Genomic DNA, 13,279 nt, shown 5'->3' with positions numbered 1-13,279 from the left:
GCACGCCTGATCCCAAGCCTTTCCCATGAACCTGACCCGACTTTCCCTTACGACCGCCATTGGTCTCCTGTCCCTGTGCATCGCAGGAACGACAAGCCTCGCGAAAACCTTTTCCCTCGAAACAGCGACCATCGAGGATATCAACGAAGCCCTCGACTCCGGAGCCCTCACTATCGAGAAGCTCGTATCCATGTATTTGGCACGCATCGACGCGTACAACAAATCGGGTCCGGAGATCAATGCCATCATCACCTTGCAGCCAAACGCCCTCGAGATCGCTCGGGCACTCGACAAGGAACGCGCCGAAAGCGGACCACGCAGCAAGCTTCATGGCATCCCTGTCGTACTCAAGGACCTCTTCGATACTTACGACATGCCGACCTCCGCCGGTTTTCTTCCTCTCAAGGACTCCCAGCCTCTCTACGACGCCACCGTGGTAAAGCGCTTGCGCGACGCTGGGGCCATCATTTTCGCGAAGGTCAACATGAGCGACTGGTTTGGTCGCCCGAAGGATCGCAAGGATCAAAGTACCGTGCTCGGCCGCACCAACAATCCCTACAATCCCGAGCTCACGCCAGGCGGATCCAGCGGCGGCACCGGAGCAGCCCTCGCAGCCATGTTCGGCCAAATCGGTCTCGGTACCGAAACGGGCGTATCCATCCGCAACCCGACTTCCAACAACAGCCTCGTCGGCCTGGCCCCAACGCGCGGATTAATCCCGCGTACTGGTCAAGTCATGACATCCTTCACGCAAGAACGTTGCGGTCCCATGGGACGAAGCGTCTACGACGTCGCTGCAATGACGGATGTGGTGCAGGGCTTCGACGCGGAAGACCTGCTGACCATCATTTCGCCGGGTATGACGCCTGAGGCCTCCTACACAACCTTCCTCGAAAAGGACGGCCTGCGTGGAGCCCGCATTGGCGTATTCAGAGACCTGTTTCGCGAAGGCGAGATGCACGAGGAAGGCGTGGCCTTAGTCGAAGCCGCTATCGAGAAAATGCACGACGCGGGAGCCGTGATCGTGGACGACTTGAGCATCGGCATGGATCTCTTCACCCTCCTCTCTGAAACCCGCACCAACTACTACGAAGCTCAATTCTCCTACGATCTCTACTTTCGCAGACTGGGTCCCGACGCGGTCATCCACAACGTGGATGAACTGATCGAAAAAGGGGGCGACTTGACCAAAGACAGCATCATCAAAGGGCGCGAGGAAATCGACTCCCTTATGCACAACAAGGAATTCCTAGCCCGCCGCGACAGCCAGGAAACGCTCAAGCAGGCCGCCATCGATCTGATGGACAAGTACCGCCTCGACGCATTGGTCTACCCTTTCAAGTCGGTCCCTCCCGAACCGCATGGCACACGCCATTCGGAAAAGGACAACCCGTTTAGCTCCGTCACCGGTCTCCCTGCTTTGCTCGTTCCCGCGGGTTACACCGAGAAGGAAAACGGTCCGATCTCGGTGGAGTTTCTTGGTCGCCCATTCAGCGAAGCGACGCTCTTCAAGCTTGGCTACGCCTACGAACAGCTGGAGCCGGTTCGCAAGACTCCTGAGACGACGCCTCCACTCAAAGGCGAAACGATCAAGTATTAATCGTTCAACTACAATCGAAATACGATGAGGCACCTTATTCAAACAAGCGTTGTCGGCGCTACGTTGGCTCTCTTGACGCCGCTCCAAGCCCAGCTTGATCTCACCACAGCCGACATTAGCGAAATTCAAGACGCGGTGGCGGATGGTTCGCTCACCTACGAAGACCTGTGTGAACGCTTTCTTGAGCGCATCGTTGCCTACGAGTTGAACGGTCCGAGCATTCACTCCGTCATCTCCATCAATCCGCACTGGCGCCAGGAAGCTAAAGCTTTGGATGAGGAGCGCCAGACGAGCGGCCCACGAGGCCCGCTGCACGGCATCCCTATCGCGGTGAAGGACAATGTGGATACGGTTGGAATTCCTAACTCTGGCGGGGCGATCGGTCTCGAGCGCAACTATGCTCCCAATGACGCCTTCGTGATTGAACAACTGAAAAAGGGCGGCGCGATCATCTTTCTGAAAACGAACCTGAGCGAATTCGCTTCGGGTTCGCGTGGCCTGCCTGGCGCCAGCACCTTGGGAGGCCAGCCACGCAATCCCTACAATCTTAGACGACACAGCGACGGATCTAGCTCCGGCACCGGCTCGGCCCTCGCCGCTGTATTCGCGGTTTCAGGACTGGGTACCGAAACCGGATCCTCAGTTCGCGGACCTTCTAGCGCCAACAACCTTGTTGGCCTCGCCCCAACTGAGGGGCTGATCAGTCGCGACGGAGTCATCCCCCTCTCTCCCACCCTCGATCGGGTCGGTGTCATGGCTCGCCACGTCTACGATGTGGCAGCGACGCTTAACTATACCACCGGCGTCGATGACAAGGACCAGGTCACCGCCCGAAGCGAAGGAAAGCTTCCGCCTCAGCCCTACGAATCCTATCTCGACGAATCTTCGCTTGATGGCGCCCGCTTAGGCGTAGTAAACGAACTCTTCGAAGAAGACGATCCCACCTGCGCTGAGGCGATCGCAATCGTCAAAAAAGCCATTGCGGACTGCGAGTCCATCGGAGCTACCTTAGTTCCAGTCTCCACCGGATACGACGACCTGATGGAACAGCTTTCGTTGAGCAACATCACGCCTACGGAAATTGGACCAGCGCTCGAGGACTATTTTGCCTCGCTCGACGCATCGTCCGGTATCCAAAGTTTGGAGGATTTCTACGATACGGGAGGCTTCATCATTGGAAAGTGGGAACGGTATGAAGAAGCTCTGACTTCGGAACCGGATTTCGACGCTCCTGGCTACAAGGAACACCTTGCCCGCCGTTCCGAGATGAGAGCTAGATTGCTGGGACTTCTCAACGACAACGATTTGGACGCTCTGGTCTATATCCACAACAATTACCCGTCGGAATACGTCAACCAGCCATCCACTTACACAAAGGTGCGACTCAGCTCCGTTTCCGGCCTGCCGGCCATCGTCGTCCCCGCTGGCATCACCTCTCACGGCCAGCCGGTCGCGGTGGAGTTCCTTGGCCGTGCGTTCGACGAAGCTACTCTTCTCTCTCTGGCCTACTCGTACGAGCAAGCTACCGGCCACCGTATCCTTCCTCCCAATACACCGACGTTACCAACGGACTATGTTTCCAAATAAACTAAAAACCGCTCTCGTATTTTCTCTCGTCTTTGCCGCAGCCCACGCGTTGCCAGCGAAGGAGTTCAATCTGCAGACCGCAACCGTGGCGGATATCAACGAAGCCTTTGACGCGGGAGCGCTCACCGCGGAGCGGTTGGTCGAACTTTGCACCGCTCGTATTGAAGCCTACGACCAGAAGGGCCCGAAACTAAATGCCGTCATTGCAATCAATCCGAAGGCTCTGGAAATCGCTCGAGCGCTCGACGAAGAGCGAAAGACTTACGGTCCCCGCAGCCCGATCCACGGAATTCCAGTGTTGTTGAAAGATAACTACGACACTTATGACATGCCCACCACCGGCGCCTCCAAGGCCCTCGTTGGCAGCATGGCTCCTGACGACGCCTTTACCGTGAAACAGCTTCGCGACGCGGGAGCTATCATTTTCGCTAAAGTAAACCTCAGCGAGCTCGCCCGCAGCGGCGTATCCATCAGCTCGCTCATGGGGCAGACTCTCAACGCTTTTGATCAGAGTAGAACCCCCGGCGGCTCTAGTGGAGGCACTGGAGCCGCCATCGCTGCTACCTTCGGGATTCTGGGAACGGGCTCCGATACTGGTCAATCCACTCGCTCTCCCTCTTCCGCCAACAATCTCGTGGGCATCCGTCCCACCTTCGGCTTGATCAGTCGCGACGGCATCATACCGATTTCCTACACTCAGGACACCGCTGGCCCCATCACTCGATACGTGGCCGACGCCGCGGTCATGATGGACTATCTAGTCGGCTTCGATCCGATGGACAAGTCGACCTGGGAAGGCGTCGACAAGTATCCAGAATCCTATACGGACTATCTTGACGCGGATTCCCTGAAAGACGCTCGCATCGGATTCGTGCCACAGCTGTTGGGAGACGGCAGCCATTCAGAGCATGCGATCGTGACCGAGGTCACCTTGAAAGCGATCGAGGACATGAAAGCTGCAGGAGCTACCGTATTTCCCGTTCATATTCCCATCCTAGACGAAATCGCAAATGACCGGTTCGACCTTAGCGTTAGCGGTTTCGAATCGAAGTGGACCATGGATGAGTACTTCGCCAGCCTCGGACCCGACGCGAAATACAAGAACCTCAAGGAGTACGTCGCCGCAGGGTTGACCTACGAGCCGATTCTCAACCGGCTCAGGCAGAACGCGGAGATGGAAGACGCGTTACAAGATCCTGAATACGCGAAACGCCTTACTAATCAGTCGCGATTCCAGGATGCTCTCGTTGCCACCATGGATGAATACGGATTGGACGCCCTTCTCTACACCCACCAGAAGCGCCTCGTGGTCCCGGCTACCAAGAACCCTGACCAAGTCGAACGCAACGGTTTCATGGGGTCGAGCTCCGGCCTTCCCGCCATCACGTTTCCAGGCGGCTTTTCTCCCGTAACCAAAGACGCCCCCAAGGGAGTACCCATCGGCATCGAATTCTTAGGACGGCCCTTCAGCGAAGCTCAGTTGATCCGTCTGGCTTACGGCTACGAGCAAGCGACCAAGCACCGTACCACACCACCCAAAACGCCCTCACTCCCGGGCGAATCCTTCTCCTACTAAGCCTGTATCTCCGCCTCCCATCCTCGACATGAATCCTTCCTGTAAAAAACTTCTGAATACCGTTGTAGTTGGTTTCTCTCTACAGGCGCTCGCCACGACCTCATTGCAATCCGAAACCTTCACGCTCACCACCGCGGGAATTCAGGACATTCAGGACGCCATGGCAGCTGGAGCGCTGACCGCGGAAAAACTCATCGAGCTTTCCATCGCCCGTATCGAAGCCTACGATCAAACGGGCCCGGAAATCAAAGCGGTCCTCACCCTCAACGAGGAAGCCCTCGAAACGGCTCGCGCCCTGGACGAAGAGTACAAAACGTCCGGACCGCGCTCTCCTCTGCACGGCATCCCGGTCCTCGCAAAGGATGTATTCGATACGTATGACATGCCGACAACGGGCGGCTACTCTCCCTTGAAAGATGTCACCCCCGCTCGCGACAGCACCATCGTTGCTCGACTGCGCGACGCGGGAGCGATCATCCTAGCGAAAGTTAACCAGAGCGATTGGTATACCCGGCCTGAAATGGTCGCCTCTTCCACCTTGGGCGGCAACACCAAGAACCCCTTCGCTCTCGACCGCACGCCTGGCTGGTCGAGCAGCGGCACCTCGGGTGGGCTCGCCGCAAGATTCGGTACGGTTGGCTTGGGAAGTGAAACCGGATTTTCAATACGCACCCCGACTTCCGATGGAAACTTGTTCGGACTCTCCACGACCTCCGGCCTCATTAGTCGAGCTGGACAAATGTGGAGCTACATCACTGGCGAGCGCGGCGGTCCCATGGCTCGGAGCGTCTACGACGTGTGCGTCACGCTTGATGCGATCGCCGGCTTCGACTCCGAAGATCTTTGGACCGCAAACAGCCTCGGAAAGATGCCTCTCGAGCCGTACGTTAGCTTCATCGATCCCAACGGACTGGAGGGAGCTCGCGTGGGCGTGCTTGCGGAAGCCTGGGACTTCACTCCCGTAGACGAGCAAGTGATCGACCTAGCAAAGGCGTCCATCGAGGTCTTCAAGGAGAATGGTGCCTACGTCTTCGATCCTGTCTCCCTCGGCCTCGACCTACCCGATTACCTGTCTGCCAATCCCTCGCCAAGCCGCTTCGAGCGCATTGCCGCCATCAATCAGTACCTGATTCGTCAAGGCCCCGACTACCCTTACAAAAACGCTGAAGAACTTTTGCTCAGCCATCAGGACCTTCCCATTCGGGATTCCGATGTCCGGGCCATGGAGGATCCGATCGATCTTGATCGCGACCTCGCCTATCGGGCGACGCTGCGGGGCAAGGAAACGCTTCGCCAGGCGGTTCTCGACCTCATGGATAAATACGATTTGGACGCCCTTATCTACCCTCACAAGTTGCACGGTCCCCTAAAACTGGGTCCACGCAACGATCCAGAACGTGAATACACTCCCAACCAGCTCAGCCCGGTCACCGGTCTGCCGGCATTCATTGTGCCGATGGGACTCACGGAAGACGGTTTGCCCGTAGGGCTTGAAATCCTCGGCCGTCCCTGGAGCGAGCCGACGTTGATCAAACTCGCCTCTGGTTTCGAGGCCGTGACTGACAACGTGAAGGTCCCTAGCGCCACTCCTTCTCTACCTGGCGAAACGATTTCCTACTAATTTTCGGATTCGTATTCAGAATATGAAACATCACTTCCTTCCCAAACTCGCGCTCCTCTTCATCGCATTTCTTAGCGGGGCCGCTTACGCTCAAGATCTTCCAACCGTCGCTCTCTTCACCACCGGCGGTACCATTCAGAGCAAGGGCGCCCATCGTCAGAAACTTATGGAATACGGCGAGGGACGCGTCACTCCCGCCGAACTCCTAGCGGACCTTCCGGAGCTGAAGGATATCGCCATCATGGAGGTACACGAAATCAGCAACGTCGGCAGTGGCAGCATCGGAGCAGACCATCATCTTCGCCTCGCAAAGCAGATCACCGAAACCCTTGCTAGAGACGATATTTCAGGAGCGGTCGTAACCCACGGCACTACCACCCTTGAGGAGACGGCCTACTTCCTCCAGCTCACGGTGAAGTCCGAAAAACCGGTTATCGTCGTCGGAGCCATGCGTCCGTTCACGGCGGCGAGCCGCGACGGACCGTTCAATCTCTACAACGCGACGCGCGTCGCCATCGAACCAACCGCGGTCGGCAAAGGAGTTATGATTGTGCTCAACGACACCATCCACTCCGCCCGCTTCGCCACCAAGGGGCATACCTACCATGTGGAGACCTTCGACTCGCGTGACATCGGGCCGATCGGATACACCGACTCCGACCGCGTCGTCTTCTACCGAACTCCGTTGGTAAGGCACACCGCGAATAGCGAATTCGATGTGATGGACTTGGATGAGCTACCCAAAGTGGACATTGTCTACGGTTATCAGGAAGCCTCTGCCGCTCCCATCCCGGCGCTGGTTGAAGATGGCATCGACGGTCTCGTCTTATCGAGCGGATCGAGGAACTTTGGCGGCGAAATCAAAAAAGCCCAAGCGGCCGGAATCATCGTGGTAAACAGCGACCGCAAAGGAGCAGGTCGAGTGGTGCTAAGCGACCGGCGTTTCTCGTCCGGCTATATCACCGCCGACAATCTGAACCCCCAGAAGTCACGCATTCTCCTGCGTCTCGCCCTCACCAAAACCTCGAGCCTCAAAGAAATTCAACGCATCTTCAATGAGTACTGATCTTTCAACTACAAAGGCTCGCGCCATACAACCTTTCGCCCGCAGCGCCGCAACTGTCTGCCTGGCAGCGCTCATGTGCAGCCTATCTCTCCGAGCTCAGGAAATTCCTTCCGCCTACCCGGTTCCGGGTACCGAGCTGCCAAATGTACGACTCGTTTCCCTCGGAGGGACCATTTCCGGTACCGCCAAGGAACGTCTCAACATTACCAACTACGGAGCGCCACGCGTGGACCCTCAAGGCTGGATCGACGCTCTTCCAGAACTGGCGCTCGTGGCGAACGTTACACCAGAAGACCAACGGCAGCCAGAGGATCGTGATCAGCGGGGCCCCACGGAACAGCATTGGATGAAGGTCGCAAAACGTCTCCAGGAACTGGCTACAGACGACAGCGTTGACGGAATCGTGGTCACCCATGGGACCAATACCATGGCGGAAACTGCATTTTTCATGAACCTGACGGTCGACATCAAGAAACCGGTCGTCTTCGTGGGAGCTCAGCGTCCATGGACGGGACTGAGTGGGGATGGTCCGGTAAACATGTACAACGCGGTCCGCGTAGCAGCCCACTCTGAGGCTACCGGCAAAGGCGTACTGCAATGCATGAACCAAAGCATCCACGCCGCTCGCGATGTCACGAAGACCAGCGCCTATCGCCTTCATACCTTTCAATCTATCGACTTGGGCATGATGGGGGTCGCAGATCCGGATATCGTTAAGTTCTACATGGAGCCGACGCGCAAGCACACCTACCTGTCGGAGTTCAACATTTCGGAACTGCCCGAAACCTTGCCCAAGGTCCACATCGTCTACGGCTATTCGGACGCCGCCGAATTCCTCATCGACGCCCTCATCGAAAATGGTGTCGAAGGCATCGTCGTAGACGGCACTGGCGCCGGTTCCCTCAGTGGGTATAGCGACGCCGTGGAGCGTGCTCAGGAAGCTGGCATTGTAGTCGTCGCTACCGCTCGAACCCGAGGGGGGCGCGTTCAGGAAACGCCACGCCGCCTGGAGGCCAACGTGGTCCCTGGCGACAATCTTCCCCCTGAGAAAGCTCGCATCCTTCTCCAACTCGCCCTGACCAAAACCAAAGATGTATCCAAAATATCAGAAATATTTGTCGAATACTGAAGGACTCCTCACCGTCGCCCTTCTCGCCGCGGCGCTTCCTTGCCTCGCTTACGCGAAAACCGTCGACTTGAGCAACGCGACCATCGACGACATCAACGCCGCCTTCGACGCCGGTACGTTGACGTCAGAAGAACTGGTTAAACGCTACCTTGCCCGCATCGAGGCCTACGATCAGAAGGGGCCAGCGGTGAATTCGATCATCGCTATCGCTGAAAACGCCCTCGAACGGGCCCGGGAACTCGACAAGGAGCGGGCCGAGAGCGGGCCGCGCTCCCCTCTTCATGGCATTCCCTTCGTTGCAAAAGATACGGTCGACACGATCGATGCCCCCACCGCGGGCGGTTGTATCGGACTTGCCAATACCTTCCCACTCGACGACTCGACTGTAGTACGCAAACTGAAGGACGCGGGGGCCATTCTTCTGGCCAAGGGCAATCTTGACGAATTCAACCGCGGTTCCCAAGGCTTAAGCTCGCTGGGAGGCCAGGTCCTCAATCCCTATGATCTCTCTCGCAATCCCGGCGGCTCCAGCGCAGGGCCGGGAGTGGCGGTCAATTGCGGATTCGCCACGCTTGGAATCGCCACCGAAACAGGTGCCTCTATCCGAAGTCCCGCTTCCAACAACAGCCTTGTCGGCTTCGCTCCCAGTCAGGGGCTAATCAGTCGAGCTGGATTGATCGCCATTTCTTATACGCAGGACCGGGCGGGAGCCCATGCCAAATCGGTCAAAGACGCCGCCATTATGGCCAGCTACATGCGCGGTTTCGATGCCGAAGACCTTTTCACACACGCTCAATTGGGCGTCGTATCCGATTCGCCATACACGGATTTCCTCGATCCAGAGGGGCTCAAAGGAGCAAGGGTCGGGGTCTTCCGGGATCTGTTCCGCAAAGGCGATCAGTTTCAGGAAATCAATGATCTAATCGATCTGGAAATCGTAAAGATACAGGAGCAAGGAGCCCTCGTCATCGACGGTCTCTCCATCGGGATGGACATCGTCAAATTCTTCCCCCTGGCTCGAGCCAGCAACCACGAGTTCTACGAGGCCTATCGCGCCTACATCGCTTCGCGGGGCGACACGGTTCCCTACAAATCACTAGAGGAATTGTATGAATCTGGCGAATACCTCGACGGTATGGGTCCACGATACTTGCGCTCCATCGAACTCGGCAACGTGGAGTACGACGACGAATACCTCGCCCGTCTCAAGAATCGCGAAACGCTAAAGACCATGATCATCGAGCTGATGGACAAACATCAGGTCGACGTGCTGGTTCACCCATTCAAGTCGCTCACTGCCCCTCCTCTTGGCACGGGCGACCGCGGCCCCCGTGACAACCCGGTCAGCTCCGTCACAGGCCTCCCCGCCCTCGTCCTTCCCGCAGGTTTCAACTCCGAAGGACTCCCAATCTCCATCGAGTTGCTAGGTCGCCCTTTCTCCGAGCCCACTCTCTTCAAACTGGGATACGCTTACGAGCAAGCGACACAGCACCGGAAAGCGCCTGAAAGCACCCCACCACTACCAGGAGAAGCAATCACCTACTAGGTATTCAATTATCAATACAATTTCTATGCGTCTAAACTATCTATCACTCGCCTTCATTCTCGCCCTTCAAATCGGCTTGTCCGCATCCTCGCTACGGGCCGAATCCATCGACCTCGCCAACGCGACGATCGAGGATATCAACAAAGCCTTCGATGCCGGCACGCTCACCTCCGAAAAGCTGGTGCAAATGTACCTCGACCGCATCGAAGCGTACGACAAAGAAGGCCCCGCGATCAACGCCATGATCTACGTCGATCCGAAGGCTCTGGAATTCGCTCGCGAACTGGATAAGGAAAGAGCGGAAAAGGGTCCTCGCTCTACGATTCACGGAATTCCCTTTATTCTTAAAGATCTCTTCGATGCCGAAGGGCAGCCGACCACAGCTGGATTCGTTGGACTTGAGGGTTCCATGCCATGGCGCGATGGATGGGTCGCCAAAAAACTCCGTGAAAACGGCGGCATCATTCTGGGAAAGACGAACATGAACGACTGGTTCGCCCGCGCTCCCTGGGGTGCGAGCACGCTCGGCGGTCAAACCCTCAACCCCTACGCCCTCGAATACGTTCCCGGCGGCTCGAGCTCAGGCTCGGGAGCTGGCATCGCGGCGGCCTTCGCGCAGGTCAGCTTCGGCAGTGAAACCGGTGTTTCCATCCGCAACCCGACTTCGGAAAACAACCTTGTCGGGCTCGCGCCTACCCTCGGTCTGGTCAGCCGCACCGGCATGATCATGAACGCCCTCACCCACGAGCGTGGCGGTCCCATGAGCCGCAGCGTCTACGATCTCGCGGCCACCTTGGAAGCGGTCGCTGGCTTCGATCCCGAGGATCTGGTTACGATGGCCTCCCGCGGTCATGTTCCAGAAGGTGGATACGTCCAGTTCGTCGATCCCGAAAGTGGTTTGCAAGGGGCTCGCATCGGGGTGCTCCGCGATATGTTCCGCTCTGGAGAGATCCATGAGGAAGCCACAGCTTTGATCGAAACTGCTATCGAGCAGATCGAAGAAGCCGGCGCCACCGTGATCGACCCGCTCAGTACTGGATTGCCGCTGCTTAGCCTCGCTACCAATACCCGCGTTTCCGCATGGGAAAAGAAAGCGGCCACCGACTACTACCTTTCCGGTCTCGGCCCCAACGCCCGATACAAAAACATGACGGAGATGATCGACGCCAACCCGGATCATCTGGAGCGACTCCGCGAGCGGGATCAAGTGGACGACCTAGACTTCAACGGTCCCTACCTGAGCAGACTCAAAAACCGCGAGATGATGGGCGAAGCCCTGATCCGATTGATGGACGAGTACCAGCTCGACGCTTTGGTGTTCCCTTTCAAAACACTGCCCGCATCGAAGATCGCCGATGGCTGGAGCAACCGGGAGGGTGACAATGCCCTCTCCTCCCAAACCGGATTTCCCGGCCTTCTTGTGCCAGCTGGTTTCACGGAGGAAAACCTTCCGATCGCCATCGAGTTTCTCGGACGTCCCTTCAGCGAGCCTACCTTGATCAAATTGGCTTCCGGATATGAAGCGGTATCCAAAAATCGGAAACTTCCCGAAAACACTCCGCCCTTGAAAGGGCAAACAATCTCCTACTAGCCCAACGCCTCACAACCACAGGTTCCTCATGTATCCGCTCTCGCCTGACAACCATACCGATCGCCGCCGTTTTCTTCAAAAGACTGGCTTGGGGGCTATCGCCCTCGGCATCGGCTTTCCGCAAATCGTCAAATCGGCAAGCTCGAAAAACGGCGGGCTCTCCATCGAAAGCTCAGCCACCAAGCTCGCTGAGGCGGTCAAATCGGGAAGCATTTCAAGCGTGGAGTTGGTTCAGGACTACCTGAGCCGCATTAGCGAAGTAAACCCAGCCATCAACGCGGTGGTGGCCACCTGTCCCGAGCGAGCTCTAGTAGAAGCGAAAGAAGCGGACGCGGCTATCGCTTCAGGTAGCCCAGTCGGGCCGTTACACGGAGTTCCTTTCACCATCAAGGACTCGCTCGACACGGAGGGGGTTGTATCCACCGCGGGAACACTCGGCCATGCCACTCGTATTCCAGACAAAGACGCTACCGTAGTGGCGCGTCTGCGGGCTGCCGGGGCCATATTGATCGGAAAAACGAATACGCCTGAATTCACCCTCGGCGGCGGGGGAAAAGGTACGTTTAACCTCGTCTACGGGCAAACCTTCAATCCGCACAACATCGCCCACTCCCCCAGTGGTTCGAGCGGCGGAGCGGGAGCCATCGTTTCTGCCTGCGGATCGGCATTCGATATCGGAAGCGACTTTGGCGGCAGCATTCGCGGCCCTGCTCACGCCAATGGCATCTGCGGCATCAAACCGACCACCGGTCGCGTGCCCCGAACCGGCCATTGGCCAGGGTACGGAGGAGCCTTCGACGCCTATCAGCAGCTGGGCCCGCTCACTCGCTACGTGGAAGACCTCGCCACCATTCTACCCATCATCTCCGGTCCCGACTTTCGCGACGCAGCAGTGATACCGGCTAAGTTAGGCGACCCTTCGGGCGTTTCGCTTTCCACGCTTCGCGTCGCCTACTATTTCGACAATGAGCTGTCCCCGCCTACTCCGGAAACGCGTAAACTGGTGGCGGACGCCGTCAAGCTGCTAAAACCCAAGGTCGCCAGCGTGACCGAAGACTATCATCGAGGCGACCAAGTCGTCTATCCGCTACGCAACCAGATCACCGATGCCGATGGCGGGGCTTGGCTCGAGCGCCTGCTCGCGAAATCAAGCACGAGCAAACCCTCCTCTGGTCTTATGCGTCGCATCAACGGAGAACCCATTTCCACTCCAGAGTTCACCGCGCTGCTCGAAAAGCAGGACGCCTTTCGTTCGAAGATGGCGTCATGGTTTTCCAAATACGACATTATCGTCTGCCCGGCGAACGCCTCCCCTTCCCGTCGCTTGGACGAAACCTCCAGCAGCGGAGGCGGCGGCTACACGCGTGTCTACAATGTCACCGGTTGGCCAGCGGCGGTCGTTCGCGCCAGTGAAGGCCCGGATGGCATGCCCATCGGCCTACAGATCGTCGGCCGCCCTTTCAAAGAGGACAACGTCCTAGCGGTCGCGTACGAGATCGAAAAGGCCTTTGGCGGCTGGAAAGCCCCGAAACTCACCGGAGCGGAGTTCAATTCTTAAGCTAC

General features: G+C 57.5%; 9 protein-coding genes. All 9 read left to right on the top strand.

Annotation, left to right across the window (positions count from 1 at the left end):
• Positions 1–25: 25 nt before the first annotated feature.
• The 9 genes from QEH54_RS16800 to QEH54_RS16760 are packed head-to-tail and all read left to right on the top strand — an operon-like array spanning position 26 to position 13,274.
• Positions 26–1,600, top strand: a complete 1,575-nt coding sequence (locus QEH54_RS16800; RefSeq protein WP_309019870.1) for an amidase family protein — start codon at positions 26–28, stop codon at positions 1,598–1,600.
• 24 nt (positions 1,601–1,624) lie between these two features.
• A complete protein-coding gene (locus tag QEH54_RS16795; RefSeq protein ID WP_309019869.1) occupies positions 1,625–3,187 on the top strand; it encodes an amidase family protein in 1,563 nt (520 codons plus the stop codon).
• Positions 3,174–4,763, top strand: a complete 1,590-nt coding sequence (locus tag QEH54_RS16790) for an amidase family protein (RefSeq protein ID WP_309019868.1) — start codon at positions 3,174–3,176, stop codon at positions 4,761–4,763. Before QEH54_RS16795 ends, QEH54_RS16790 begins: the two co-directional genes overlap by 14 nt.
• Before the next feature lie 28 nt (positions 4,764–4,791).
• Positions 4,792–6,384, top strand: a complete 1,593-nt coding sequence (locus QEH54_RS16785; protein ID WP_309019867.1) for an amidase family protein — start codon at positions 4,792–4,794, stop codon at positions 6,382–6,384.
• 22 nt (positions 6,385–6,406) lie between these two features.
• On the top strand, positions 6,407–7,450 hold the full coding sequence (locus QEH54_RS16780; RefSeq protein ID WP_309019866.1) for a type II asparaginase: 1,044 nt from the start codon (positions 6,407–6,409) through the stop codon (positions 7,448–7,450).
• A complete protein-coding gene (locus tag QEH54_RS16775) occupies positions 7,440–8,579 on the top strand; it encodes an asparaginase (RefSeq protein ID WP_309019865.1) in 1,140 nt (379 codons plus the stop codon). The genes QEH54_RS16780 and QEH54_RS16775 overlap by 11 nt, the downstream gene beginning before the upstream one ends.
• Positions 8,566–10,125: an amidase family protein gene (locus QEH54_RS16770; protein ID WP_309019864.1), complete on the top strand. Its 1,560-nt coding sequence runs from the start codon at positions 8,566–8,568 to the stop codon at positions 10,123–10,125. The genes QEH54_RS16775 and QEH54_RS16770 overlap by 14 nt, the downstream gene beginning before the upstream one ends.
• A 25-nt stretch (positions 10,126–10,150) precedes the next feature.
• On the top strand, positions 10,151–11,716 hold the full coding sequence (locus QEH54_RS16765) for an amidase family protein (RefSeq protein WP_309019863.1): 1,566 nt from the start codon (positions 10,151–10,153) through the stop codon (positions 11,714–11,716).
• A gap of 28 nt (positions 11,717–11,744) precedes the next feature.
• On the top strand, positions 11,745–13,274 hold the full coding sequence (locus tag QEH54_RS16760) for an amidase (protein ID WP_309019862.1): 1,530 nt from the start codon (positions 11,745–11,747) through the stop codon (positions 13,272–13,274).
• Positions 13,275–13,279: the final 5 nt, after the last annotated feature.

Origin of the sequence: Pelagicoccus sp. SDUM812003 (genome assembly GCF_031127815.1) — a bacterium.
Taxonomy (GTDB): Bacteria; Verrucomicrobiota; Verrucomicrobiia; order Opitutales; family Opitutaceae; genus Pelagicoccus.
This window is presented reverse-complemented; position numbering and strand designations above follow the sequence as displayed.

What these genes read in the sequence shown, in the direction of transcription:
- QEH54_RS16795 (WP_309019869.1), top strand. Translation starts at nt 1,625, where the DNA reads ATGAGGCACCTTATTCAAACAAGCGTTGTCGGCGCTACGTTGGCTCTC.
- QEH54_RS16775 (WP_309019865.1), top strand. Translation starts at nt 7,440, where the DNA reads ATGAGTACTGATCTTTCAACTACAAAGGCTCGCGCCATACAACCTTTC.
- QEH54_RS16800 (WP_309019870.1), top strand. Translation starts at nt 26, where the DNA reads ATGAACCTGACCCGACTTTCCCTTACGACCGCCATTGGTCTCCTGTCC.
- QEH54_RS16790 (WP_309019868.1), top strand. Translation starts at nt 3,174, where the DNA reads ATGTTTCCAAATAAACTAAAAACCGCTCTCGTATTTTCTCTCGTCTTT.
- QEH54_RS16780 (WP_309019866.1), top strand. Translation starts at nt 6,407, where the DNA reads ATGAAACATCACTTCCTTCCCAAACTCGCGCTCCTCTTCATCGCATTT.
- QEH54_RS16765 (WP_309019863.1), top strand. Translation starts at nt 10,151, where the DNA reads ATGCGTCTAAACTATCTATCACTCGCCTTCATTCTCGCCCTTCAAATC.
- QEH54_RS16760 (WP_309019862.1), top strand. Translation starts at nt 11,745, where the DNA reads ATGTATCCGCTCTCGCCTGACAACCATACCGATCGCCGCCGTTTTCTT.
- QEH54_RS16785 (WP_309019867.1), top strand. Translation starts at nt 4,792, where the DNA reads ATGAATCCTTCCTGTAAAAAACTTCTGAATACCGTTGTAGTTGGTTTC.